This window comes from Asticcacaulis excentricus CB 48 (assembly GCF_000175215.2).
GTDB classification, from domain to species: domain Bacteria; phylum Pseudomonadota; class Alphaproteobacteria; order Caulobacterales; family Caulobacteraceae; genus Asticcacaulis; species Asticcacaulis excentricus.
This window is the reverse complement of the sequence record NC_014817.1, coordinates 861,845-887,329: the sequence shown is the minus strand read 5'-3', so window position 1 is coordinate 887,329 and position 25,485 is coordinate 861,845. Positions and strand designations below refer to the sequence as shown.

General features: G+C 61.3%; 23 protein-coding genes. 14 read left to right on the top strand and 9 right to left on the bottom strand.

Going from position 1 to position 25,485, the window contains the following annotated elements; all coding sequences use genetic code 11:
* Nucleotides 1-24 precede the first annotated feature (24 nt).
* The gene (locus ASTEX_RS20375) at nt 25-321 is read right to left on the bottom strand and encodes a hypothetical protein (protein ID WP_144004752.1); all 297 of its coding nucleotides are present in this window, start codon (nt 319-321) and stop codon (nt 25-27) included.
* On the opposite strand from ASTEX_RS20375, the gene ASTEX_RS15780 reads away from it, so the two are divergent.
* The 3 genes from ASTEX_RS15780 (at nt 320) to ASTEX_RS15770 (ending at nt 3,670) form a co-directional block, all read left to right on the top strand.
* Complete coding sequence (locus ASTEX_RS15780; RefSeq protein ID WP_013480633.1) at nt 320-2,308, top strand: OPT family oligopeptide transporter; 1,989 nt, start codon at nt 320-322, stop codon at nt 2,306-2,308. The two genes, ASTEX_RS20375 and ASTEX_RS15780, sit on opposite strands and share 2 nt — an antisense overlap.
* Nucleotides 2,309-2,353: 45 nt before the next feature.
* The gene (locus ASTEX_RS15775) at nt 2,354-2,941 is read left to right on the top strand and encodes a TetR/AcrR family transcriptional regulator (protein ID WP_013480632.1); all 588 of its coding nucleotides are present in this window, start codon (nt 2,354-2,356) and stop codon (nt 2,939-2,941) included.
* Between the two features lie 309 nt (nt 2,942-3,250).
* Nucleotides 3,251-3,670: a RidA family protein gene (locus ASTEX_RS15770; RefSeq protein ID WP_013480631.1), complete on the top strand. Its 420-nt coding sequence runs from the start codon at nt 3,251-3,253 to the stop codon at nt 3,668-3,670.
* A gap of 67 nt (nt 3,671-3,737) precedes the next feature.
* Here ASTEX_RS15770 and ASTEX_RS15765 read toward each other — a convergent pair whose 3' ends face one another.
* Nucleotides 3,738-5,966 (bottom strand): TonB-dependent receptor, encoded by a 2,229-nt coding sequence (locus ASTEX_RS15765; RefSeq protein WP_013480630.1) that lies wholly within the window; start codon nt 5,964-5,966, stop codon nt 3,738-3,740.
* A 268-nt stretch (nt 5,967-6,234) separates the two neighbouring features.
* Between ASTEX_RS15765 and ASTEX_RS19700 the strand changes: the two genes are divergently transcribed.
* From ASTEX_RS19700 to gatB, 5 genes are all read left to right on the top strand, one after another.
* Nucleotides 6,235-6,675 carry a glycine zipper 2TM domain-containing protein gene (locus ASTEX_RS19700; protein ID WP_013480629.1) on the top strand — a complete coding sequence of 147 codons (441 nt, stop codon included), beginning with the start codon at nt 6,235-6,237 and terminating at the stop codon, nt 6,673-6,675.
* Between the two features lie 203 nt (nt 6,676-6,878).
* Nucleotides 6,879-7,331, top strand: a complete 453-nt coding sequence (locus tag ASTEX_RS19695; RefSeq protein ID WP_013480628.1) for a glycine zipper 2TM domain-containing protein — start codon at nt 6,879-6,881, stop codon at nt 7,329-7,331.
* Between the two features lie 401 nt (nt 7,332-7,732).
* Nucleotides 7,733-8,398, top strand: coding sequence for a response regulator (locus tag ASTEX_RS15750; protein WP_041659405.1), 666 nt, complete (start codon nt 7,733-7,735; stop codon nt 8,396-8,398).
* 49 nt (nt 8,399-8,447) lie between these two features.
* Nucleotides 8,448-10,403 (top strand): sensor histidine kinase, encoded by a 1,956-nt coding sequence (locus ASTEX_RS15745; protein ID WP_013480626.1) that lies wholly within the window; start codon nt 8,448-8,450, stop codon nt 10,401-10,403.
* A gap of 25 nt (nt 10,404-10,428) precedes the next feature.
* Nucleotides 10,429-11,898: an Asp-tRNA(Asn)/Glu-tRNA(Gln) amidotransferase subunit GatB gene (gene gatB, locus ASTEX_RS15740; RefSeq protein WP_013480625.1), complete on the top strand. Its 1,470-nt coding sequence runs from the start codon at nt 10,429-10,431 to the stop codon at nt 11,896-11,898.
* 97 nt (nt 11,899-11,995) lie between these two features.
* On the opposite strand, the gene ASTEX_RS15735 is transcribed toward gatB, so the two are convergent.
* Nucleotides 11,996-12,463, bottom strand: coding sequence for a prolipoprotein diacylglyceryl transferase (locus ASTEX_RS15735; RefSeq protein ID WP_013480624.1), 468 nt, complete (start codon nt 12,461-12,463; stop codon nt 11,996-11,998).
* A 352-nt stretch (nt 12,464-12,815) separates the two neighbouring features.
* Here ASTEX_RS15735 and ASTEX_RS15730 point away from each other — a divergent pair, with 352 nt between their 5' ends.
* Both ASTEX_RS15730 and ASTEX_RS15725 read left to right on the top strand, forming a co-directional pair.
* Nucleotides 12,816-13,745, top strand: coding sequence for an ABC transporter ATP-binding protein (locus ASTEX_RS15730; protein ID WP_013480623.1), 930 nt, complete (start codon nt 12,816-12,818; stop codon nt 13,743-13,745).
* Nucleotides 13,742-15,130: an ABC transporter permease gene (locus ASTEX_RS15725; protein ID WP_013480622.1), complete on the top strand. Its 1,389-nt coding sequence runs from the start codon at nt 13,742-13,744 to the stop codon at nt 15,128-15,130. The genes ASTEX_RS15730 and ASTEX_RS15725 overlap by 4 nt, the downstream gene beginning before the upstream one ends.
* Before the next feature lie 62 nt (nt 15,131-15,192).
* Here ASTEX_RS15725 and ASTEX_RS19480 read toward each other — a convergent pair whose 3' ends face one another.
* Nucleotides 15,193-15,642, bottom strand: a complete 450-nt coding sequence (locus ASTEX_RS19480; protein ID WP_013480621.1) for a hypothetical protein — start codon at nt 15,640-15,642, stop codon at nt 15,193-15,195.
* Nucleotides 15,643-15,815: 173 nt separating this feature from the next.
* A complete protein-coding gene (locus ASTEX_RS19475) occupies nt 15,816-16,886 on the bottom strand; it encodes an RcnB family protein (RefSeq protein ID WP_013480620.1) in 1,071 nt (356 codons plus the stop codon).
* Between the two features lie 440 nt (nt 16,887-17,326).
* Here ASTEX_RS19475 and ASTEX_RS15710 point away from each other — a divergent pair, with 440 nt between their 5' ends.
* On the top strand, nt 17,327-17,599 hold the full coding sequence (locus ASTEX_RS15710) for a hypothetical protein (protein WP_013480619.1): 273 nt from the start codon (nt 17,327-17,329) through the stop codon (nt 17,597-17,599).
* Here the strand turns inward: ASTEX_RS15710 and ASTEX_RS15705 are convergent.
* Complete coding sequence (locus ASTEX_RS15705) at nt 17,596-18,309, bottom strand: polysaccharide biosynthesis/export family protein (protein WP_013480618.1); 714 nt, start codon at nt 18,307-18,309, stop codon at nt 17,596-17,598. The two genes, ASTEX_RS15710 and ASTEX_RS15705, sit on opposite strands and share 4 nt — an antisense overlap.
* A gap of 168 nt (nt 18,310-18,477) precedes the next feature.
* Between ASTEX_RS15705 and ASTEX_RS15700 the strand changes: the two genes are divergently transcribed.
* The 3 genes from ASTEX_RS15700 to ASTEX_RS15690 all read left to right on the top strand — a co-directional run bounded on the left by ASTEX_RS15700 (nt 18,478) and on the right by ASTEX_RS15690 (nt 22,131).
* Complete coding sequence (locus ASTEX_RS15700) at nt 18,478-19,986, top strand: GumC family protein (protein WP_013480617.1); 1,509 nt, start codon at nt 18,478-18,480, stop codon at nt 19,984-19,986.
* 127 nt (nt 19,987-20,113) lie between these two features.
* Nucleotides 20,114-20,830 (top strand): P-loop NTPase family protein, encoded by a 717-nt coding sequence (locus ASTEX_RS15695; protein ID WP_013480616.1) that lies wholly within the window; start codon nt 20,114-20,116, stop codon nt 20,828-20,830.
* On the top strand, nt 20,830-22,131 hold the full coding sequence (locus tag ASTEX_RS15690; protein WP_013480615.1) for an O-antigen ligase family protein: 1,302 nt from the start codon (nt 20,830-20,832) through the stop codon (nt 22,129-22,131). Before ASTEX_RS15695 ends, ASTEX_RS15690 begins: the two co-directional genes overlap by 1 nt.
* A gap of 209 nt (nt 22,132-22,340) precedes the next feature.
* On the opposite strand, the gene ASTEX_RS15685 is transcribed toward ASTEX_RS15690, so the two are convergent.
* The 3 genes from ASTEX_RS15685 to ASTEX_RS15675 are packed head-to-tail and all read right to left on the bottom strand — an operon-like array spanning nt 22,341 to nt 25,485.
* Complete coding sequence (locus ASTEX_RS15685) at nt 22,341-23,108, bottom strand: polysaccharide deacetylase family protein (protein WP_013480614.1); 768 nt, start codon at nt 23,106-23,108, stop codon at nt 22,341-22,343.
* The gene (locus ASTEX_RS15680; RefSeq protein ID WP_013480613.1) at nt 23,108-24,025 is read right to left on the bottom strand and encodes a glycosyltransferase family 2 protein; all 918 of its coding nucleotides are present in this window, start codon (nt 24,023-24,025) and stop codon (nt 23,108-23,110) included. The genes ASTEX_RS15685 and ASTEX_RS15680 overlap by 1 nt, the downstream gene beginning before the upstream one ends.
* Entirely contained in the window at nt 24,022-25,485 is a 1,464-nt protein-coding gene (locus ASTEX_RS15675) for a lipopolysaccharide biosynthesis protein (protein WP_013480612.1), read from the bottom strand. The genes ASTEX_RS15680 and ASTEX_RS15675 overlap by 4 nt, the downstream gene beginning before the upstream one ends.

Below are 25,485 nucleotides of genomic sequence, written 5' to 3'. Positions count from 1 at the left end.
GCGCAGCGGGCCATCCTGTAAGTGTTATTCCGGCCTGAGCCGATATTTTGAGCTTTGGGCATCGAAGATGCGCAAAGTTGCCGCTTTTGTCCGGCGCATCCCCAGATTACGGCGTTTTCGGACGCTCGCAACCTCTAAAAATATGATCAATGAAAAATTTTGATCACATTTCGGACATAAGGGCCCGAAATTATGATTGAACATGATTGATTTGGTTTCTTCGTCCGCGTGGCGGGTGGTCGGACGCACAAAAAAGCGGTTGTCAGATGCAATCCGTTGCGCAAGATACGGTTTTTGCGTTCGGCTGCCCGGAGTGATCATGTCGCCCAAACCCCAAACCGAAATCACCCTGCGCGGGGTGATACTTGGTATCCTCATCACGCTGGTCTTTACGGCGGCGCAGGTCTATCTGGGGCTTCAGGTCGGCCTGACCTTTGCCACCTCGATTCCGGCAGCGGTCATTTCGATGGCGCTGCTGAGCGCCTTCAAATCGGCGACCATTCAGGAAAACAACATCGTTCAGACGATTGCCTCGGCGGCGGGGACGCTGGCCTCGGTGATCTTTGTGTTACCCGGTCTGATCATCATTGGCTGGTGGCGCGAGGTGCCCTTCTTCATCACCTTTGCCGCCTGTGCCATCGGCGGCATTCTGGGGGTCATGTACACCATTCCGCTGCGCCGGGCCCTGGTCTCCAACTCACCCTTGCCCTATCCGGAAGGCGTGGCCGCGGCCGAAGTGCTGAAGGTCGGCACCAATACCCGCGAAGGCGCGCGTGAAGGGCAGGCGGGCCTGATCGCCGTGGTGCTGGGCAGCGTGGCCTCGGCCGCCTATTCGGCGCTGGCGGCGGCCAAGATGCTGGCCGGAGAACTGGCGGCCTTTTTCAAGGTCAAGGTCGGCGGAAAGGTCGCGGCGACGGGCATTGCCGGTGAAAGCTCTCTGGCCCTGATCGGGGCCGGTCACCTGATGGGGATTACGGTCGGTATCGCCATGCTGACCGGGCTGGTCATCGCCTGGGGCATTGCCGTACCGATCCTGACGTCGATGACGCCCATGCCGGAGGCCAGCGCCGCGGACCATGCCGGAGCCATCTGGTCCACGCAGGTGCGCTATCTGGGGGCCGGTGCCATCGGGGCGGCGGCAATCTGGACGATCGGTAAGCTGCTAGGGCCGGTGTGGTCGGGCCTGATGTCGGCGCTTGAGGCCAATCGCAAGCGCAAGTCGGGAGGCGAAGCCCTGCCGCGCGAAGAACAGGATTTGCCGATCGCGCTGGTGGGACTGATCTCGGTCCTGCTGCTGGTGCCGGCCGGTTTCATGATGGCGAGCTTCCTTAACGGGACGGCCATCGCCAGCCTCAGCCTGCCTCTGGTGGCGCTGGGTGTGCTTTATCTGGCCATTGCCGGTCTGCTGGCCGCCGCCGTGTGCGGCTATATGGCGGGCCTGATCGGGTCGTCCAACTCGCCCGTGTCGGGTGTTGGAATCCTCAGCGTGCTGGGGGCGGCCCTGCTGATCGGTGCCGTCGGTCATACGATCAGCGGCCCGGATGTGGGTCAGGCCCTGACGGCCTTTGCCCTGTTTGCGACCACCTTCGTGCTGGCTGTTGCCGTCGTCGGTAACGACAACCTTCAGGACCTTAAGACCGGGCAACTGGTTGGGGCAACGCCGTGGAAGCAGCAGGTGGCGCTGGTCATCGGCGTCATCGCCGGGGCGGTAGTCATTCCGCTGGTGCTTAATCTGCTCAATGAGGCCTTTGGGTTTGCGGGTGACCCCAACTATCGCGGCATCACCGGCGAGCCGCTGGGGGCACCGCAGGCAACCCTGATCTCGACGCTCGCCAAGGGGGCCATCGGCGGCAGCCTGCCGTGGGGCCTGCTTGGGACCGGTGCCGCGATCGGCGCCGGGCTTGTGGCGTTTGATCTCCTGCTGCGCAAGGTGACGAACGACAAGTACAGCCTGCCGCCGCTGGGCGTGGGGTTGGCCATCTATCTGCCGTCGGCGGTGACCGCGCCGGTGGTCGTCGGGGCCTTTGGCGGCTGGCTGTTTGAGCGGCTGGTGCAGGGTAAGCCGTGGGCTGAACCGGCTTCGCGGCTGGGCGTGCTGATCGCCTCAGGCTTTATCGTCGGTGAAAGCCTGTTCAAGGTGGTGCTGGCCGGGGTGATCACCTTCACCGGCTCTAAGGCCCCGCTGGCCATTCTGCCCATCCCCTATGGCGAACACACCGCCATGATCATCGCTCTGATCCTCGCCGTCTCAGGCGTCGCCGGGCTTTACCGCTGGTGTGCCGGGGCGGCGAAAAAAGTACAGGGCTAACCATGCCTCGGTTGTCACCCTGTCTATCTGGCGTTACGTAGGGGCATGACTCCGAGCCCGGACCTCCTCAATCGCGTGCAGACCGCTTTCCTCAGCCGGGGCTTCCAAAAACTGACCATGGAAGCCCTGGCTGAGGGCTGCGGGTTTACGCGTCGCACGCTGTACAACTATTTCGAGAACAAGGACGACGCCTTTCGTGCCATGTTCCGCCAGCATAATCTGGAGCTGATAGACAGGTGCTTTGCGGCGGCCCGGCATACTCGTGAGACGGGCGGCGACGTGCTGGACGTGTTTACCGCGATGATCGACATCCGTTACGGGGACACCTGGCGTCTGATCCAGCCGTCTCCGCACGCGCTGGAGATCAAGGCGACGGTATTTCGCATCTGCACAGACATCATGATCGAGCTGGCCACGGCGTTTCAGGCCGATTTGGCGGACTTTATCGACACGCTGGCGGCGGATGGGGCGTTGCGCCTCAAAGGCGATTATAGCGCCGCGGAGCTGGCGCAGATGCTGGCGGATGCGGCGCGGGGCGTCAATGCGGTCTATCCATTGCTCCCGCTTGAACATCTCACTTTGCAGTACCGGCGCATTACCCGCGCCATCCTGTATGGCTATCTTGAAGTCTGAACGCGGTTGTCTGAAAATTTCACAAAAAGGTTGAAAGTGTGAAATTTTTGCTTGCGACTTAACCGTGATCACGTTATGAAACCGCCGATACGGGGCGGGGATACCTCTGCATCAGTATCTATGTTTTGATAATTTCCATTACGTTTTTTATTCCCCACCAACGCCCTGTCAGGTCCCGACAGGGCGTTTTTTTTGTCGCTCGATCGGGGATCAAAAAAAGGTGCAGGGCTTGTCAGGGCGAGCGCAGATCATCAAAATCGCTTCATCAGCCCCGGCGGGCGTCTGCCGGGCATCACCGGAGTCGAAGCCATGAGTTTGCCTGAAATCCCCGTGAAGCCGGTCCATGCGGATGGTATCACCTACTATATGCACCCGCACCCCCGCTCGCCTTTTTCCGAAGCGGTTCAGGTCGGCTGCGTCCTTTATCTATCGGCAATGATCGGCCTCGATGCGCAGGGACGGCTGGTGGACGGCTTTGAGCCGCAGGTCCGTCAGATCATGTCGAATTCGCAGGCTATCCTGCGCCGCTACGGGTTGGGGCTGGAACACGTGTTTAAAACGACCGTAATGATGAAGGACATGGCCAACTGGAGCGCTTTTAACCGCCTGTACAAGCCCTATTTTCACCCGACGCGCCTGCCGGTGCGGACCGCCTTCGGTGTCAGCGATCTGGCCTATGGGGCTGAGGTCGAACTGGAGTTTCAGGCCTACGTGCCGCACGGCGGTTAAGCTGCGGCGAGGGCCATAAAAAAAGGCCGGTGCGAACACCGGCCTTTTCTCATTTATGTAGACAGGCTTAGAACGCCTTCTTCAACGAGAGGCCATAGGTGCGAGGTTCCGAAACCATGACGGTCAGGTTGTTGAAGTCGATACCGCTTTCGGCCACGATATTGTCTTCGAGGTTGCGCACATAGGCGGCAATTTCCAGACCGCCCTTGGTGACGTAACCGCCACGCAAGCCCGTCTGGGTGAACGACTTGCCGGTGAACTCGGTCGCTTCATAGAGGAAGAAGTTGATTTCCGAGCGGTAGGCCACGTCGCCATAGACGAAGAAGCGGCTGCCGTCGCCCATCGGCCAGACGTACTGAGCCGTCAGGTTGGCCACCCATTCCGGGGCCTGGGGCAGGGGGTTGCCGTCGATATAGGCAAAGCGTGTGCCGCCCGACACATAGGTGCGGTCCAAAGGCGTACACAGGCCCGACCCACAGGTGGCCACGGCAGTCACCGGGTCCTGAATTTCCGTGCCGTTATAGCTGGCGCTGGCCGTCAGCAGCAGATTGTCGGTCGGCTTGAACGACAGGTCGGCTTCGATGCCGCGACCGATCGCCTCTTTGGCATTGATCAGTTTGGCCGAGTTGACCGCGCCGCCCACGGCCGTGATCTGAAGATCCTTGGTCTTGAAATAATAGAGCGCGATGTCGTAGCGCAACACCTTGTCAAAGGCATAGCCCTTGAAGCCGGTTTCGTAGGAGGTCGTGGTCTGCTCGCCGGCCGTGGTCGGCACGCCGCCGAAGTTGACGCGGTCCTGAATCGCCGGGGCCAGATAGCCGGTGGCGAAGCGGGCGTACCAGTTGAGCGTCGGCGAGATCACGTAGGTGGCGCTGAGGTCGCCGGAGACGTTGTCGCCATCGACCTTTGTGGTGACGGGCAGAGCCTTGCCGGGGAAGACGGCACGGCCCCAGACGATGTCCTTCTTTTCGTCCGAGGTGTAGCGCAGGCCGGCGCGCAGGGTCAGGGCCTCGGTGGCCTTATACTCCGCCGAACCGAAGACGGCGAAACTGGTGCCGTGGTTCTTATGACGCACGTCGCCATTGTTGAGGTAGTCCAGCTCGTTATACTTCAGGACCTGGTCGAAGTAGTAGAGGCCAAACTGACCGCGCCAATGGCCGAACTGCTCGGTTTCAAAGCGCAGTTCCTGCGAAAATTCTTCCGGCTCGGTCGTGCCGCCAGTGGCGACGGGGAAGAAGGTGCCGTAGAGGGTGGGGGCGACGATGGTCGAGACGCCGCCGTCGATGTCACCGGAGCTTTCGGTCTTCGCGCGCTCATAGGCGGTGATCGAGTGCAGTGTGCCCATACCGTCGAAGGTGTAGCTCAGTTGCAGGTTGGTGCCAAAGGCGTCGAGCGACTGGCTGATGAACGGGCTGTCGAGGCGGATCTTTTCGACATCGAAGCCAGTGTTGAAATCGTTGGTGCCCGGCTTGATGGCGCTGGCGCGGAACAGACGTGGCGTGCCGTCCAGCGTGCGGCCATGCACGTTGAGCAGGGCCTCGAAGTTACCGCTGGTGTAGCGCAGCTGACCGCGCAGCGCGATGTCTTCATAGCCTTCCAGCTTCTTGCCATTGGCGAGGTTGGTCACCCAGTCGTCGCGGCGCTGAACAATGCCCGACAGGCGGCCGGAGAAGCCGTTACCCAGCCCACCGGTGACGGCCCCTTCGGCATTGACGGTGCCCAGATTGCCGGCGGCAACGCTGTAATAGCCGCCAAACACCTCCGACGGCTTGGCCGAGCTGAGCTTGACGACGCCGGACGGCGTGTTGCGCCCGAACAGCGTGCCTTGCGGGCCGCGCAGCACTTCGACGGCGGCGAGGTCGAAGATCGGGAAGGATTTCAGCATCGGGTTTTCCAGCGCCACGTCGTCATAGACGACGGAAACCGGCTGCGAGGCGTTGGGATCGAAGTCCGTATTGCCCAGACCGCGGATGTAGAAGCGCGGGAAGGTACGGCCGAACGACGATTCGACGTTCAGCGACGGCGTGCGCGAAGCCAGCACGCGGATGTCGAGGCCTGACGAATTAATGACATCGAGCTTGGTGCCCGCCAGCGACGACACGGCGACCGGCACGTCTCTGGCCTTTTCCAGACGGCGCGACGCGGTGACGACGACTTCGGTTGTCGCGCTGTCCTCGGCCTTGGGCGAGGTGTCTTCGGCGTGGGCCGTGCCGACCAGCGCGGTCAGGGCAAGCAAAGAGACGCCGCCCAGACGGGCGGAAAAACGGCGCGCGGTGCGCGATCGGATTGGGTGCATGACGGTCCTCGGAGCAATAACTTGCCCCTTCCGCAGCGTTTATATCCCTGTGCCCCGTGTTCCCCCGGAGTTGAACCGAACGCTAGCATAGCATGTCGCTTTTGCAACGGACCTGTGTCGGGTTTGTAACATTGATTTCCAACTATGGCTTTTTGGCCATGCCCTAAGGTCAAGCTGGCTTTATCGGCTTTCTTATGGGGCGGTGGCGACCGCGCATCGAAACCTTAGAGTCGGCGCGCCACTCTCACGGCGGAAAGTGAGGTGCACTATGAACGGATCGCTTAAATACACGTTTGGCGCGTTACTGGGTGCCGCCACCCTAAGTCTCGCCTTGCCTGCCGCCGCGCAGAGCTATGACGGCTGGTGCTATCAGGAAGGCAGTTCAGCCCGCACGAAGGGTACGGTGATCGGCGCCGCCGCGGGGGGCGTGCTCGGCAACGTAGTCGCCGGAAAGGGTAACAAGACCGAAGGCACGATTCTCGGCGCCGTGGTCGGTGGCGTCATTGGCAATCAGGTCGCCAAGAAAAACAAGGAAAAGGAAACGGCTTCGGCCAACTGCCTGAATAGCCGATATTACGTCTATGACCGCGGCTATTATGAGCCGCCATCGCCGCCCGACGGCTATCGCATCGCCTATTTCACTCAGCGTCCCTATTACAGCGCGTACTGGGTAAAGCGCGACGGCGAAGATTATCGCTATCGCCGCTGAGGTAACGTCAGTTTGATCGAGAAACCCGGCCGCAGTGCCTGGTTTTTTGTATGCCGTTGGCATCTGACGTAATTGCGTCACAGCTCTGTTCAATATTTCCGGAAGTTTTTTGAACGCACCTGAACACCACTGTTCAGTCCCGGTTCAGGCGGACGGTGTCAGTTTGTGTCCAACACCTGATTTAATATATGAGGAGTATCGCTATGACCCAACTGTCCACGAAGATGATCGCCGGTGGTTTTGCTGCCGCCCTGTCTCTGGGGGCCCTGGCCGCCACCCCGGCCGCCGCGCAACGCTATGACGGTTTCTGCTATCACAAGCAGCAAAACACCAAGACCAAGGGCACCGTGATTGGTGCCGTGGCGGGTGCCGCCCTCGGCAACGTCGTAGCCGGTAAGGGCAACAAGACCGAAGGCACCGTTCTGGGGGCCGTGGTCGGCGGGGCGATCGGTAATCAGATCGGTGAAGAAGTGAAGGAAAACAAGGTCGAACAGTGCCTCAACAACCAGTATTACGTGTTTGACCGTCGTGAATACGCCCCGCCGCCCGCCCCGAAGGGATATACGGTCGCCTACTACACGCAGCGCCCGTACTACGGCACCTACTACACGCACCGAAATGGTCGCGTTGTGGAATGGACGCCCCGCCGTCGCTAATGCAAGCGCGAAATGCCCCGCCAGAGCGGGTTCTTATCAAATCTGATCAGAACCTGCTTTGATCCGAAACGTAATACGCCCGGCCTTCGCCGGGCGTTGTCTTAGGCACAACTGCGAGCATGGCTTAATAAAAAAGCAGGGCCGGTGGGGTCACCGGCCCACTGAAGAATAGGGGCAAATTGAAACGAGAATAAACTCAAACGCCATCCAAAAAGATTGCGCGGTGACCCATCTTCCGGAAGAGCCACAAGCGATAGAAAAACACGGACAATACCGCCTGACTATACCGTCGATATGGGAGGGGCTCCCATAAACCGGTGAGCCCGATTGTGAGGGGGGGGGGGAGCATGTTACACCCGATATCAAAGTATTTTAAAAACCCACAGGCACAGTTCGTTTACATGTCCGAGTCCCGTCTGGTCCTTATTGAGGATGATCCCTTTGTTCGCCGCCATATCGCCACTCTTATCGAGGCGGCGCCGGACATGCGACTGACCGGAGAAGCGGGGAGCGTGGCGGAGGGGCTGAGCCTGCTGGATACCGGTCCGGATCTGATCGTTCTCGATTTGGGGCTCAGCGACGGCAGCGGGCTTGAAATCATCAAGTCAGCGCGCCAGCAGGGTTTGGCAACCCGCATCCTTATTCTGACGGTGTTCGGGGATGAAACCTCGGTTATTTCGGCGCTGACGGCTGGGGCCGACGGCTATGTACTTAAGGACAGCGCCGAGAGCGAACTGATCGGCAGCATTCGCCACACCCTGAACGGCGGCTCGCCCATTTCGGCCCCGGTGGCGGCCTATCTGCTTCGCCATATCCGCAAGGACGCCTCGCTGGCCGTCGTTGCCGAGCCGGAACTGGCCGAAGATGCACCAGGTATCACGCCGCGCGAGATTGAGCTTCTCTCACTGCTGGCCAAGGGGCTGAGCTATAAGGAAGCGGCCAGTGTGCTGGATATTTCGCACCACACGGTCGGCACGCACGTGAAGGCCATCTACCGCAAGCTGGCGGTTAATTCGCGCTCGGAAGCGGTGTTTGAAGCGGTGCGCAGCGGCCTGATCCGCATGTAGTTGCGCGCGGCGGCTTGTGATCTCTGCAAACCTGCGGTTATGGTGAGGCATGTTTCGCCTTACTATTGCTGCGCCCTGGACCCATCTATGTCGTGCCCTGTGCTGGGCGCTGGTGGCGCAGATCGTGTTCTGGGGCCTGTTGTTTACCTTTGCCCGCAAACCTTTGCCCTCGGAGACGACCGAACCCTATCGCGTGCGCGAAGTTTACATGCGGGCTGTGGACGGCCTGACGCCGCAGGCCTTTCCACTAAACCAGATGACGCTTCTGCCGGACGGCATGACCCCCATGCCGGACGACTTCGCCAATGTTTGCGTGCGCGGCGCGACCTTTCCCGCCTATCAGATTTCCTTTCTACTAAGGCCGCAGCCGGACCGCGGCTTTGAGGCCCTGTTCCTGCCGGTGATCCGGGACAATTACGCCGTCTATCTCAATGGCCATCTGCTGACAATGCCGCGTGGGCAACTTGGTTTTCCGTCCAGTCACGACGGTTCGCGGCCGCAACTACTGAGCCTGACGCCCGACATGCTGCGCTCAGGCGAAAATCGGGTCGATATTCTTGCGGTGGCAAATGGCTGTCAGCCGCATATGAAGGGCGTGCTGTTTGGCCCGGAGACGGATTTGCGTCAGCTTCAGGATCATCGCCTGATGACCACCTTCGGTATGCCGCTGATTACGGTGATCGCGGCCACTCTGCTGAGCATGATCGCCGCCGCACTGTTGCCGATCAGCGGCTATAACCGCCTGTTCCTTAGCGTTGCCTTGTTTATGGCGGCACTAGCGGTGCGGGGGGCCAGTTTCATGTGGTACGGCAGCGTTTTGCCCGATGCGCTGCATGACACGCTGTTGTCGATCATTTCAGGGCTGACCATGGGGGCGACAGCCTATTTCCTAAAAAACTGGACCTCGGCTCCGGATCGACATACGCCGATCATTATTGGCGTTACGCTGGCGGATGTGGCGCTGCTGCTGATCGGGTGGGCCGCAAAGCAGAGCGGGTTGCCGACGGTGACCGAGACTGTGCTCATCCTCGTTTGTTCCGCCTATTTCCTGCGTCGCATGTGGGCGCTGGCGAAGTCTCAGCCGCAACTGTTGTTGCGTTCCTTCCCCTTTCTGTCGATCGGGCTGGTGACGACGCTTTATGATCTCTACCACGGCCTGTTCGGTCTAGCGCGGCCGCTGACGGCGGGGCTCTACTTCCCCTTCGTGATCATTGCTGGGATCGCTATCGACCTGGTGACGCGCGGCTTTGAGCTCTATGGCACTGCCGAAGAACAGCGCGATGATCTGGCGCGGCAGGTGCGCGACCGTGAGGCCGAAATCCGAGACTCCTATGCCCGCCTTCAGGAGCAGGAGCAGCTCAATGCCGTCAATGCCGAGCGTCAGCGCCTGATCCGCGACATGCACGATGGGGTGGGCGGGCATCTGGTCAGTCTGCTGATGCAGCTCAAGTTGGGGCCCGTGCCGGCAGAGACGATGCGCATCAATATTCAGGCCGCCGTCGATGACCTGCGCTTGATCATCGACTCGATGGATTCGATGGGGGATTCCCTTGAGGTTGGGCTGGCCATCTTCCGGGAACGGATGCGCCCGCGTCTTCAGGTGGTGGGGGTGGAACTCAACTGGCGCAATGCGCTGGAAGCGGAGCCGCGAGGCTATCGGCCCAACGAAATTCTTAATATTTACCGTATTTTGCAGGAGGGGGTTACCAATGCGCTCAAACACGCGCAACCGAAGACCATCGACCTCAACCTGCGTGCCGACCCGGATCAGCCGGGCTGGCTTATCCTGACGCTCAGCGATGACGGGGTGGGCTTTGCCACCGATGAGCGCGCCTCTGCCGGGCGGGGCTTAAGCCACCTGCGCCGCCGCGCCCAGATGATTGGCGGACGCATCGATATCGTCTCGGCACCGGGCAGCGGCACGACGATCCGCCTCTATGTGCCGCCGCCTGCGTCGGAGCGTGCGCTGTCGGATGCAATTTCTTCACCGTCCTCTTCCCTGTGAAAGCTGGCCCCGCTATAGGGTGAATATGACCGACTCTGCCTCCAGATATATCCAGGGCCGCACCGGCCCGTGGGAACTCGTTATCGGCCTTGAGATTCACGCTCAGGTCGCCTCGACCTCCAAACTGTTTTCGGGTGCCGCCGTAGGCTTCGGCGCGGGCCCCAATGAACAGGTGAGCCTTGTGGACGCGGGCTTCCCCGGCATGTTGCCGGTGCTGAACCGCTTTTGCGTCGAGCAGGCGGTGAAGACAGGTCTGGGCCTGAAGGCGCAGATCAACCCGCATTCGCGCTTTGACCGCAAAAACTACTTCTATCCTGACCTGCCGCAGGGCTATCAGATTTCGCAGCTCTTTTACCCCATCGTGGGGGAGGGCGAGGTGCTGATCGACCTGTCTGATGGCACGCAGAAGACGGTGCGGATCGAGCGCCTGCATCTGGAACAGGATGCGGGCAAGTCGATCCACGACCTCGATCCAAACAACACCTATGTCGATCTGAACCGGGCGGGCACTGCGCTGATGGAGATTGTCTCCAAGCCGGATATCCGCTCGGCCGAAGAGGCTGTGGCCTATTTCAAGAAGATCCGCACCATCCTCGTCTATCTCGGCACGTCCGACGGCGACATGGAAAAGGGCAATATGCGCGCCGACGTCAACGTTTCGGTGTGTAAGCCCGGCGCGGAGTTTGGCACGCGCTGCGAAATCAAGAACGTCAACTCGTTCCGCTTCATGCAGCAGGCCATTGAATACGAAGCCCGTCGTCAGATCGAAATTATCGAGGACGGCGGCACCATCACGCAGGAAACCCGCCTGTTCGATTCGGTGAAGGTCGAAACGCGCTCGCTTCGGTCCAAGGAAGAGGCGCACGACTATCGCTACTTCCCCGACCCCGACCTGCTGCCGCTGGAGCTGGAGCTGGCCTGGATCGAGGACATCAAAAAGTCTCTGCCGGAACTGCCGGACGACAAGCGTCAGCGTCTGATGACACAATATGGCCTCAGCCAGTACGACGCCACCGTGCTGGTCACCGAGCAGGCGCGCGCCGACTATTACGAGGCCGCAGCGAAAGACCGTGACGCCAAGCTGGTCGCCAACTGGGTGACGAACGAGCTGTTGGCGCGTCTGACCAAGGACGGGCTGGAGATCGAACAGAGCCCGCTGCCGCCGGCGCAAATTGCCGGGCTGGTCGAGCTGATCGAAACCAATGTCATTTCCTCGAAGATCGCCAAGACGGTGTTCGAGCACATGTGGGAAGGCAAGGGCACCATCACCCCGGCCGAGATCGTCGAAAAACACGGTCTCAAGCAGGTGACGGATACCGGTGCGATTGAGAAGGCCATTGACGAGATCATCGCCGCCAACCTCGAGAAGGCCGAGGCGGCGAAAGAGAAGCCGCAGGCCATCGGCTGGTTTGTCGGTCAGGTCATGAAGGCCACCGGAGGCAAGGCCAATCCGGCGGCGGTCAACGATCTGCTGAAAACCAAACTGGGTCTTTAAATACACAAGAAAAAGCCCCGCCGGTTTGAACTGACCCCCCAAAAGCTGGTGTCCAACGTTTGGGGGGTCAGTTCAAACCGGCGGGGCTTTTTCGTTATTAATTAGTCGTCGGCTGGTCCTTGGTGACCGGCTCATGGGTTTTCGGCTGGGGCGGCACCGGGGCATTGGGATCGCCTGCCTGCGGTTGGTTGGTTATGGGCGCCGGGTTGGCCGGGTCCTGCATCGGATCGGTGGCCGGTTGCGTCGGCTGAGCCGGATCGCCCATGGTCGGCGTGGCGCTCGTGTCCAGAGCCGGAGCACTGGTCGTGGTGCTGGCCTCGGTCGAGACGTCAGCCGCCTGAGCGGCGCGCAGCGATTGGGCGTTCAGTTCCGCGGTAGCGGCGTTCTGCGACTTGCGGTCCTGCTTGGCCGTCGGGGCCTGCTTTTCCGGCTTGGCGGCCATCGCTTGTTGTGTCGCGTCGGTTTGCGGCATGGCGTTGGGCTGGGCGGACATGTCCTGAGCGAAAGCCGTCGGGGCGACGAGCAGGAAGGCGGCGGTAGCGGCGGTGGTGAGAAGGCGGGTCATGATGGTCCTCAGGAGATGGGGGTGAAACTCTGGTGTTGAACCTGATCCTGACTCTCTCACCCCCGCGCCGGTTTCTCAATTTTACCGCCCTTGCAAACCGCAGCCCCGCCTTTAGCCCCGGCTTATCTTCTTTATGCGCGGCATAAAAAGACGCTTAATTTTCCTCATTTTGCGCCCGAAACGCCTCAGAGCCGCATCGGGCACTTACACAACCGGTCACACCACTGAGGCCCTCCTGACGTGTCCGCAATGTGTCTTATGCGTTTCCAATGGCCTCAGCCTCTTATCCCCAGCGTGCCCTTGCGCCACCGACCTGTGCGTGAGAATGTGCCTTAAACAAAAGGGGGACCGTATGGCGTCCGACTATGCCCTCAGTCTTGAGGGGGTAAGCAAATATTACGGCGACTTCGCCGCGGTGCAGGATCTGAGCTTTCGCGTGCCGCGCGGCTCGATCTGTGGCTTCCTGGGGCCGAACGGCGCGGGCAAGACGTCGAGCGTGCGCATGATGCTGGGTCTGTCGCAGCCGAGCGCCGGGACCATAAGCGTGCTGGGCGGTGAGGGCGCCAAGGTGCTCGACCGCATCGGCTTCCTGCCCGAAGAACGCGGCTTGTATCGCAAGATGTCACCCGTGGACATGATCGTCTTTCTGGGCGGGCTGAAAGGCATGAAGGCCTCGGCGTCGCGCAAGAAGGCGATTGAGCTTCTGACGGCGCAGGGCCTCGGCGAATTTATGTATAAGCCGATCAAGTCCCTTTCGAAGGGCATGTCGCAGAAGGTGCAGCTGATCGGCTGTCTGGTCCACGAACCGGAACTGGTCATCCTCGATGAGCCGTTTTCAGGGCTTGATCCGGTCAATCAGCAGGGGCTGGAGGACATGATCCGCGACCTGGCCAAGCGGGGCGCGACCGTGCTCTTTTCCACCCACGTTATGGCCCATGCCGAGCGCCTGTGCGAAAACGTCGTCATGCTGACCAAGGGGCGCAAGGTGTTCGAAGGCACGCTGCGTCAGGCACGCGAACGTGCGCCGCGCTATTTGGAACTGGAAGGGGCACTGACCCGTGAGCAAGTCACCGGTCTGCCCGGCGTGTCCGAAGTGATCGACGCCGGCGCAGGCGAAGAGGGTGCCTGCCGCTGGCGTCTGCGCTTCCTGCCCGGTGTCACGCCCAATGAGGCGCTGAAGACGGTGCTGGTCGGCGGGTTGGATGTGCGCCGCTTCGAAGCGCATGAGCCGACCCTGCACGACGCCTTTATTGTCCTGACCAATGGCGGAGAACCGACATGAAGACGCTGCTGATCGCGCGCCGCGAATATCTCGCCTTCGTCAAGACGGTCGGCTTCTGGCTGTCTCTGCTGGTCCTGCCCGTGCTGATGGCCGGATCGGTGTTTATTCCCATACTGATGAGCCGCAGCGGTGGCGAAGAGGCCAGCCGCGTCGCCATCCTCGACCTCAGCGGCGAAAACCTGACCCCGGCCTTGCAGGCCCTGCTGGATAGGCCGGACCCTGCCGTCGCCGCTCTGCACGAGGCGGCCCCCAGCGTTTCGGCGCGTCAGGCCCTGCGCCAGATGGCCAGTCGCCGTGACTATCAGGCCGTCCCGTTGCCGGAAGGACTGACGCCGGACATGACACTGGCGGCCGCCGAGGCGCGCCTGTCGCAACTGATGCAGGCGGAAAACCGCAGCGTCGATCAGGTGATCGTCGCCTATGTCGCAAAGACGCCTGAACCGCATCTGGCCTTCCACCTGTGGTCGTCGCAGACCAAGGGCAAATCACTGGAAACCTATCTGCGCTGGGACCTGCACGCCCTGCAATCGGCCTATCTGGCCAAACAAAAGGGCGTGGACCCGCAGGTCGCCACCGCCTTGCGTGAGACGCGGGCCGAGATCAGCAGCCTAACCCCGGCCATTGCCGCCGCCGGTGCCGATGACAAGGCGTCCTTTACCGAGTCGCTGAAAGAAAACGGCCCGCACTTTGTCGGCATCGTCCTCAGCTACCTCACCTGGATGTCGATTTTCTCGTCTTCGGTCATCCTGCTGTCGGGGGTGATCGAAGAAAAATCCTCACGCGTGCTGGAGGTGCTTTTGACCTCAGCCCCGGCCAGCAGCCTGCTGGTTGGTAAGGTGCTGGGCGTGTTCATGGTGCTGCTGACGGTGGCCGGGCTATGGAGCGCGGTGGCCGCCGGCATTATGGGCTACGGGCTGGCCTTTATGCCGCCGGAGATGATGAACAATGTGCACGTGTTGGCGGGCGCGGTGTTCAAGGTCGAAGCCATCGTGCCCATGCTGCTGTTTTTTGTCGGTGGCTATCTGATGTACGGCATCACCTTTATCGCTATCGGTTCCTTCTGTGAGACGCAGAAAGAAGCGCAGGCGATCATGGGGCCGATCGTGGTGGTGCTTATGATCCCGATGATGAGCCTTCAGGCGGCGCTGATGTCGCCCGACCTGCCGCTGATCCGCTACCTGTCCTGGGTGCCGCTGTTCACGCCCTTCCTGATGCCGCTGCGCGTTTTGGGTGGCGCGCCGTGGTGGGAGATTCTGGCGACACTGGCCGGCATGGGAGCTATGGCGTGGCTGATGATCCGGCTGGGGGCCCGCGCCTTCAAGCAGGGCGCACTGGGCGGCGGCAAGTTTAGCTGGAAGGCGCTGATTGGGATGGCCAGGGCCTGATGTAAAAAAAAACGCCTCCGGAGCATCCGGAGGCGTTTTTTTTTATGGGCCTGTGCGTGAGGTTACTTCTCGACCTTGGCGTCGCTTTGGGCGCCGACCTGAGCCGAGGCACCGTCGCTGCTGACACTGGCATTGCCGGAGACGCTGGCATTGGCTTCGGTCGAAGGCGCGGCCTGCGCGGCGCTGTTCACCGCGGACTGTGTGGTTGTCTGTGGCTTATGCTTGGCCTTATGGGCGGCATTATAGGCCGAGTTGGCGGTGGTTTCGACGCCGGAGCGGGCGCGGGTAGCTGCGTCCTGAGCGGTGCCGGTGGCGCTGTCGATCGTGGAGGATGCATCGACGCCGATCTGGCCCTGCGCCCCCAGGCTGCCGCCGACGCTGGATTGCGTGCTGTCCACCTGACCGGTCAGGCCGCCGGTGACGCTGCCCTGACCACCCAGAAGCTGGGCCGAGGCGGGCAGGGCGGCCGCAGCGGCCATCAGGGATACGGAAAGAAGAAGTGCGCGTTTCATGGGGCTGTCCTCACAAGGGTTGTCCACCCCGTCAGGAAACGTCGGTTTTCGGGCTGAAATGTGCCGGAAAGATAAGCTCAGGAACGGAAGGCAGAAGCGTCTATGTAAGGCGGGCATAAAAAACCCCTCCGGCAGGACCGGAGGGGGCTGGCCTATTGAGTCTGAGCGCCGGATCAGAACACGTCGTAAAAGACGTCGATGATACGACCGGTGCGCAGATCGACCAGAACAATGTCGCTGCCCACGAAATAGTATTCGCAGCCATAGGGCTTGCGCGGTAGGAAATAGAAGTCCGGGTCATAGACGCGATAGCTGTAGAAGTAGCGCGGCAGGTAGTCGCCATAGTCGTAGCGATAGCCGTAATACTCGCTCGGCACGCGGTAATAGCCGTAACGCGGGGCGAAATAGAAGCCTATGCGCACCCCCGTATAGGAACGGAAATCGCGATGCGTGCGCCAGTTATAGGCGTGGCGCGACGACCAGCCGTTGCGGTCAGAGTCATGACCGTCCCAGCCGCCACTATAGCGGCTGTCATTATTGCGGCCCCGGTTGTCCCAGCCGCCACGGTCACGATCATTGCGGTCATTACGGCCCCAATCGCGCTCATTACGATCATTGCGACCCGAATTTCCGCCGCGATTGTCCCAGCCGCCCCGGTTGTCGTTACCGCGGTTGCCGGTCCAGCCGCCGGGCGTGGTGTCGCGCCCGCCGTTCCAGCGCCCGTCATTACCGGGCCGGGTTTCCGGACGTGTTTCAGGTCGCGTCTCAGGTCGCGTCTCCGGACGGCTGTCAATACGGTCGGGGGGACCTTGCCAGCCGCCGGTGTTGCCCCCCGCATTGCCGCCGGGGGTACGATCCGGGCGTCCGGCCGTATTGTCCTGACCCGGCTGACGGTTCCAGCCGCTGCCCGTAGTGGTGTTGCGCGGAGTGTCACCGCGGTTCCAGCCACCGCCAGTGTCACCGCGTGACTCACCGCCGCCGCGCGGGCCGCGCTCGCCACCCCGGTCACTGCCGCGGTCGCCTCCACGATCACCCCCTCGGTCACCGCGTTCTGCACGCGGTTCGCTCACCTGCGGACGCGGCTGCGGCGCCGGCGGGGCCTCGCTGCGCTGATCCAGATTGCGTTGCGCCGGTTGATAGGTGCCGGCAAAGGCCGGGGCCGACGACAGGGGAAGAGACAGGGCGATGACCGCGCTCAGGGCTGTGGCGCTCAGTCTCAGGGATTTGGAAGACCGGTAAGTCATGGTTTCCTCGATGACGGCGATTTTTTTGCCGCCCTACGCATGGACGGAGACGCTTTTCTCCGATTGCTTTCACTATGCGCCGGTCTGGCTGAACTGAAACTGAACGAAACCGCGCAGGTATCGGTCAGGTCGCCCCGCTGACAGCGCCAAGCTGAGTCAGCCGCTTCATTGATTCTAAATTCAGGTGTTAACGCGCGATCCGGAATGGAAATTTGCAATTATTTGAAAATTTATCAAATGTTATCAAATTGAACTCAAATATTTTTGAATAAGTAACAATAATTACTTAAATTATTAATGCAATAATTAATGTTAATTCAAATTTTACATAAAAAATTCACAGTAAATATCAGCGTTAACTTTAATTTCACTTGGCGGTGGAAAACTCGGCTTATCGACCACTTGATTTCGGGGGCCGCGCAAAAGGCGCGGAGACGAAAATGACGAACGAAACCCTGCCTCTGCCGACACCGGATATGAACGGTGATGACCTGTTCAAGCTCGGCATGATGTATTCCACCGGTCAGAACGGTGCGCCCGTGGACCTGATTTCGGCGCACATGATGTTCAACCTCGCTTCGATGCGCGGTTCGATGGAAGCGACGCTTTACCGCCGTGAGCTGTCGAAGGAAATGGAACGCGAAGACGTCGCCGAAGCCCAGAAGGCGGCCCGCCGCTGGCTGGATCAGGGCCACACCCGCTACGCGGCCTAATTCTGGCTATAGAGCAGCCAGTTCATGATCCCTGCCGGGACAATATTGTTGATGTTCTGTTCGACCCACACGCCGGCCTTGGCGATACGGGTCTTGGGTACAAAAATGATGTCGTGACGGCGAAGGGCGACGGCCATTGAGGCCTTGCCATTCAGTGGGCTTTTGAGGTCGATCAGCCTTTGCATGATCGTCCCGTCCAGACCGCGACGCAGGATCAGCACCTGCTGCGATTTGGCGGCATTGGTAAAGCCGCCCGCCGCCAGCGCGGCCGACAGGGCGTCAAAATCGCCCGGCATTTCAACCCAGCCGGGACTGCGCACCTCGCCACCGACCAGTACGCGCGTATTGCCCGTGTCGCCGGGGAAGACCGTCACTTCGGGGTGGCGCAGATAGGGCCGGTACAGCTCGGTGATTTCCGTTTGTAAGTCCGGCACACTTTTATATGCGGCCATGACCTGCCCGACGAGGGGCAGGGTGATACGGCCATCCTGACCGACCTGCGTCGTCCGACTGAGTTCCGGCGCGCCCGGCACCTGAATCTCCAGCTTGTCCGTCGGATAGAACAGATAGGGCGGGTCTTCGTCCGTCCATTGCGAAAAACGTATGGGGGTCGCTTCGGGGGCACGCGCCGCCTGTGCCGCAGTGGCCGCCATCAGGGCACAGAGGCCCATTCCGGTCAGTCCCAACATCAAGGCGCGTTTGCTGAGCATGGGGGCGTCCACAAAATTCAGTCCGTCTTAACCTTCGTTTAAAATGGGTAACGGTTGGTTAATGCCTCGGATAGAAACTTCTCACAGACAGATCGGAGGCGTAGCGTCCGAATCGTGGTTTTTACTGGCATACAAAGAACCAGGTGATGTGAAAGGGTTTGGGGCTGAATGCGCGCGCAGGGCGTTTACAGCGAAGAAATGGAGACCACAGGCAGCGAGCGCCGGGGTGCCCGCGCGCCCGAGCGGCGACGCTACGCCTATGATGTGGATGACATGCTGCGCCTGCTGCTGCGCGAATGGTGGCTGATGCTGCTGGTCTTCGCCATCATCTTTGGCGTCGGCGCCGGTTTTGCCATGACCCTGAAAAAGAGCTACACGGCCGATGCGTCGCTGCTCATGCAACTGGGTCAGGACTACGTTTATGTGCCTGCCGCCGGGGATGCGGCGCGCGGGGCCATCGCCACCATCGACGAGGTGGTGCAGTCGGAAGTCGAAATCCTCAACTCCGCCGAACTGAAGCACCGTGTCATCGAAAAGCTTGGCTACCACGCTATTGATCCGAGCTTCCCCAAGACCTTTGCGCCGCGCAACGAAATCGAGCGCGCGCAGGCTGATACGCGGGTAATGAGGACGCTGAGCGGCCTCAAAACTGAGACCGCGCCCCAAAGCAACATCGTGCGCCTCAGCTTCACGCACAAGGATCCACTGGCCGCTGCACTGATCCTCAATACCATTATTGATCTCTATCAGGCCTATCGCCATGAAGTGTTCATGGACGTCACCGCGCCCTTGCTGGAAAACCAGAAGGCGGCCTTTGACCGGCGTCTGCGTCAGGCGGATCAGACCTATGAGGACTTCCTGCTGCGCAACGGGGTGGGCGATTTTCAGGCGGCCAAGTCGACCTACACCAAGCTCTATGACACGGTGATGTCGGAAATATATGTGGCGGATGCGGGTCTGGCCACGGCGCGGGCGCGTCTGTCGGCCATCACGGCGCGGCTGGGGCAACAGGCCCCGGAAATGAGCACTGAACGACAACTGGACCTCAGTGTGCCGTCGAAGATTCTGGCTTTGAAGCAGCAGCGGGCCGAGCTTCTGACGCGCTATACGCCCGCCGCTCCGGCGGTGCGTGACCTTGATGAGCAGATCCGGGCGCTGGAGACGATGCAGGCGTCCGGCCGCGCCATCGGTGAGAAGGAACACCGTATCGGCGTCAACCCGGTATATCAGCAGCTTCTGACCGAGAAGCTGACACTGGAGGCGGAAATCGCCGCGACCTCCGGCCGCCGCACACAGCTTCAGGCGCAGGCCGATCAGGTGACGCAGAAGCTCCAGTCGCTGGTCGGCATGGAAGCCGAATACAACAGCCTGGCTACCGAACGGAACGCCTTGCAGACCAATATTGCCAGCTTCACCCAGCGGATTCAGGAAACCCAGGCCGCGCGCGAAATCTCCGAAAAGGCGCAGGACACAGTGCGTGTCGTCAACCGCGCCCGGCCGCCGGACAAGGCCAAGAGCCTGCAAAAACCCGTCTTCATTCTTGCGTTCCTGTTCGGGGGCTTCACGGCCCTGTGCGCTGGGCTAGCGCGTGTCTTCTTACGCAAGGGATTCCTGAGCGCCGACATGGCCTCAAAGACACTGGGCCTGCCGGTGCTGGCGCAAGCCAAAGCCAAGTAAAACCCGCACTAAACAGGGTTTTGTCAGAAAAGGGCTGCGTGCAACCCATAGGTTTCTGATCCAAAACGGCTTATGGTACCAGTAGTCGCTTTAAGGCGCGATTCGCACACACGGCATATTGAGTTCTATGGTCGATCTGACGCGGGAAATGGCCGATCTAATGGCGGCGCTCAGGGGCGGTTCGCAGGCCGCCGAGAGCGGTCGTGGGCGCGCTCTCCTGTTCGTGTCGGCCTGTGGTAGGGAAGGCGTCTCGACCATGGCGCGCGAATATGCGCGCTGTGAAGCGGCCTTTGCTAAACGCCCTGTGTGGCTGGTCGATTCCGACCTGCGCCAGCAGACCCAGCTTGAGGCCGTTCTGGAGGAACCCACGCGTTTTGGTCCGCCGGGCCCGGTGTCGTCGGCTTCTCCTGATGGCTCGGTCTTCTTTGCACTGTCGCCTAAGGCACTGGACCCGCAGGGACAGCCTGTCCCCGATAGCCATTACCTGATCGCACGACCCTTTCTGGACAAGCGGATGTGGGTGACGCGAATCCGCGACCACCTGCTGCTGCCGGGGCAAAAGGCGCGATTGTTTGAGCAATCCTCCTACTGGCAGGCGCTGCGCACCCACGCTCAGGCCATTGTGGTCGATGCCCCGGCCTTTGACCGTTCGGATGCCGTGCTGAAACTGGCACCGCTGATGGACGGTGTGGTGCTGGTGGTCAGCGAAGGCGAGGGCGAAATCGATGCGCGGGTGGCGCTGAAAACCGAGATCGAGCAGGTAGGGGGGCGTTTGTTGGGGATGGTCTATAACAAAAGCCGCTCAGCCGCCCCGCCGGCGAGGCGCAAGGTCGCGCGCGCCTGATGGTCGGTGATATCCTTCCTGGCATCCAGGAGGACTGGGACGGGCAGTGGCTGTCTTTCGGTCTGGCGGTGTTTATCCTATTCATGTTTTCGCAAGGCTGGGTGTCGCCCGTCTTCGGCTATTCGACCGAACAATCGCCGATGGCTGGGGCTATAATCCGCAACATTTACTACCCGGTTTACCTTTGCGCGCTGGCGCTTCTGATTCTGACGTGGAAGTCGGTGCTGGTGGGCTTAATTCACACGCCTTTACTGATCACGCTGATACTGCTGTGCGGGGCTTCTTACCTGTGGTCGGTTGACCCGTCCGCCACGCTGCGTCGCTTTGTGGCCTTTGCCATGACCTGTCTGGCTGGCTATGTCATCGCCGCGCGCTTTTCGTGGCGCAAGCTGATTGAGGTGATCGCGGTCACCTATCTGATCCTGATTGCCGGGTCGTTTGTAATGGCCATTGTGTTTCCGGACAAGGGACGGATGACCGAGCTGTTCGTCGGGGCGTGGCGCGGGGTTTTTGCCGAAAAGAACAATCTGGGGGCTGTAATGGATGTCGGCTTTCTGGCCTGTCTCGCGGCCGGGATCCAGGTCGCCAAACGCCGCTGGCTGTGGTTTGCCGCCGCGGGTGGGGCAGCGTTTCTGGTTCTGATGTCCACGTCTAAGACCTCGCTGCTGGCACTCATACTGGGGGCCGGTATGATGGCGTTTGTCTGGCTGTCGCGGCGCGGGCCGCTTTTGGGGGTGTTCCTGACCTGGGTTGCGGTGTGCGTGCTGCTGGCGGTGGGCAGCTTTGTCACTCTGATGCCGGAGCAGTTGTTTCACCTCCTGGGCAAGGACGCGACCCTGACCGGGCGTACCAATATCTGGGCCGGGATCGACTTTGTGATGCACAAACAGCCGGTCACCGGTTACGGCTATGGCGTCGTGTGGTCCACCGAAGGGGAGTGGACGCCGCTGCGCTGGATCACCGAGGTGGCGGGTTTTCGCGCCTATCACGCCCATTCGTGCTGGTACGAGGTGTGGCTGGCCTTGGGCTATGTCGGCCTGACCGTGTGGGCGCTGGTGTTTATCGAGACGTGGCTGAAGGCCTTTTATCGCACCTATCGGGGCGATGGCGGCTATTTCGCCCTGCCGTTTATCACCGTCTATTCGCTGATGAGCCTGACCGAGAGCATCGCGATCGGCTGGAACGACATCCGCTGGTGCCTGATCGTGCTGATCGTCGTCAAGCTGGCCTTACCGGGCGATGGGCCGGTGATTGCGGCCCCCGTTGCGCCTGTGCGGCCAAGACGCGGGCTGTACGATTAAGATCTCCACACCGCACAAACCGGGTGTTTATGTGGGGTGGGCGTTTGAAAAGAAACCACAGATTTCACAGATTTCACAGATTTTGTGCTTCGCGCCCTTGAGTATGCGCCTGCGAGGGTGGGTGAACTGACCCTATAATCTGTGCAATCTGTGAAATCTGTGGTTTCCAAAACTGAGCACCAACCCAAAGGATGCTTCCGTGGAACGCCTTAGCCGCCCGCGCGGCGCGCCCCTTCGGCATAGGTGACGACCTCGAACCCCAGAGTCTGGGCGGCGGTGGCCAGCGTCTCCAGAGTCTCCGGCGTGCAGCCCCAGGGCGAGGGATTTTCACGCACATCGTGGGTGTAGAGTACCAACCAGCTTTGCGGGGTTTTGAGCGCCTGTGCCATCCACTCCAGCGCCAGCCGTTGGCCGGCGTCGCCTTCGATGCCGATGGCGGGGGCCTGATTGAGGTCGCTGCCGGAGCGGATCAGACCGTGGTGCAGGGCACGCGAGGAGCGATAGCGGTCGCCCAGCACCGCCTTGGCCTGTGGTGATACATCGCCATAAGGGTAGGCAAAAGTGGTTGAAGTGGGCATGCCAAGTGATTGAATAAGCTTTTGATTTTTGTCCACGCTTAAAGCAATGTCTGCCCCCTTCGCCTGACCACAGTCGATGTGCATCAGGGTGTGGCAAGCGATCTCATGGCCGCGCGCATTCAGGGCGGCGATCTGAGCGGCGGTGGTGTAGGGGCCGAAATGGCTGTCCTGCCCCATCAGTCCGGCGGAGATGAAATAGGTGGCGCGATAGCCGTGGCGTTCCAGTATGCCCGCCCCTGCAATGGCCGCCGACTGAGGGGCATCATCAAACGAAAAGGTCAGCAGCGGTTTCGTCAGCCCTTTCAACTGCGCCGGTTTGCGGAACAGCAGCTTTGAGGCGCGGCGGCGCAGCTTGCCATACAGCGAACGATCGGCAGCATAGGCTTCGGCATAGTTCATCAGACGACCTCAGAATAAAGGGCCGCGCGGTACAGGCGCAGGCCAAAGGCGCGGGCCTTCAGCGGCAGGGCTTCGTTGCGGATCACGCCGCGCAAGGTGGCGCGTAGGGCCCCGCGCAGGGGCAATTTGCGGATCAGGCGCGCCGCGCGGTAGCTGGCATAGGTGGCGACGACCTGCGGGTGTTTGTCAACGACGCGGGCGAAGTTGCCGACCGATTGCTCATACTTGCGCATCAGCGTGTCCGCCGTGTCGAGGCCCAGATGGGTGGCGGGGTTGTCGATATGCTGCACGCCAAACTGTTGCGCCACGCGCATAGCCCATTCGACGTCTTCCCAGCCCCAGCCGGTGAAGCTGCTGTCGAAATCCTGCGTCGCAAAGACGTCGCGGCGGATAAGAAGGTTCGAGGTAAAGACGTATTTCTCGGACATCAGGGCGCGGGTGGCGGCATTGAGGCAGTCGCTTTTGGCTGCCATCATGCGGTGGATGGCAAAGCGTTTGTCCATCGGGGCCTGAAGCAGCGAAAAGCCGCCAAACACTACGGCAGGATTGTCGTCCATCACCTCAAGCCAGCGCGTCAGGAAGTCCGGCGCATCAGGCAGCATGTCGGAATCGAGGCACAGGAAATAGTCGCCGCGCGCGGCTTGCGTCAGGCGGTTGCGCCCACGCGCCCGGCCTTCATTGTGCGTCAGGCTGAGGAAGGTGGCGGGCAGGGCGACTTCATCAATCGTTGACATCACCTCCTGCGTCAGCTCGGCCTGCCCGGACCCGTCATCGAGCAGCACGATTTCCACCCCCGGTGTCGGCGTCAGGGCGCGCAGCAGGGTGGCCGGGCTTTCCTTATAGAAGGGGATCAGCACCGACAGGCGCGGCGGCGGTGCGGCTTCACGGGCGGCATTGGTGACGACGGTGGCGGTCATGCGGCCGACCCTAACCCAAAGCGTTTAAGGAAGCGTTGGCTGTGCGCGCGCACATCGTTGAGGTTCAGGGCCAGAGCCAGCACGGCATAGACCACGACGCCGGTTACGCCTTTCAACACCAGTTCCCCAATGCCGCCAAAGGCCGGGATCAGCCGCACGCACAGGACCATCACCACGGTGGCGGCAGCGGTCAGCATCAGGTCCCGCCACGGCACGGGCAGGGCGATGGCGCGGCGTCCCAGAGCCCACGAGCCCACCAGCCCTATACCAAAGCTCAGCGCCGTCGCCAGACCGGCTCCCCACAGGCCATAGAGCGGGATCAGCCACAGGTTCAGCCCGACATTGGCGATGGCGGGAATGGCCATGGCCACGGTCAAAAGCTTCGTCTTCTTCGACAGGGTAAAGGCCTGAAGGAAATAATAGGTGTTAAAGCCCGACAGCAGGGCACCGACGCTGATCAGGGCGGTGACGCTGAGGGCCTGTGCGCGCAGACCTTCGCCAATCAACAGTTGAGCCAGTGGCGCTTCGACGGCGATGAGCCCGCCGACCGCCGGAAACAGCACCAGCGCCATGACGCGGAACTGATCGCGGGCGTGGGCTTTCAGGACGTCGGGACCGCCGCTTTCCAGCGCGTGGACCAGCGCCGGGCCACCGGCCGCGCCAAACCACAAAAACAGCACGTCGAGGATGCGCGAGGCAAGGCTATAGCCCGCATGATAGGCCCCGGCCTCGGCTTCGGACAGGAACCCGGCGATCAGAAAGCGGTCCACCGTATAGAGCGCCAGGGTGAGGATCAGGCTGGCCGAGACGGGCAGGCCGTAATGGGCATACTGCCGGGCGCGGGCGGCATCGAAACGCCCCTTGCGCGCGCGGCCCCAGTCTTCGCGGGCCACAAACGGCAGGCAGGCGGCCGCTACGATCCCGGCGGCCAGCAGCGGCGCGCCGCCCCCTAAGCCGGCCCATGCCAACAAGGCCCCCAGACCAAACCCGCCGACGGTCTGGATGATGTCTAGCGTCGAAGCCGTGCCGACACGCCCTTCGGAGCGGCGCTGTTCCTGCACCATCTTGATCAGGCTGCGGAAGACGACGACGCCCAACCCGCAGCCGATGGCCAGCTTAAGCGCCTGCGTGTGTGCATCCGGCGCGGGCCACAGCCACAGACCGGCGGCGCAGACGACCGCAAACACCACGGTTACCGCGGCAAACAGGCGGTAGAGCGTGCCATACAGCGCCGGGGCTTCGGGGTTCTCACGCGATTCCGACGGATAAAAGCGCGCCATGGCCGCTTCGATCCACGTAAAGCACAGGGTCTGGGCCAGACTCGATACGCCAAAGGCCAGCGCATAGCGGCCATAGTCATCGGGCGACAGCAGGCGCGTAAAGGTGATCAGGGTGGCGAACCCGATCAGCCCCTGCAACACATTGGCGGGAAGGTATCCCCACAGGCCTTTCCAGAACAT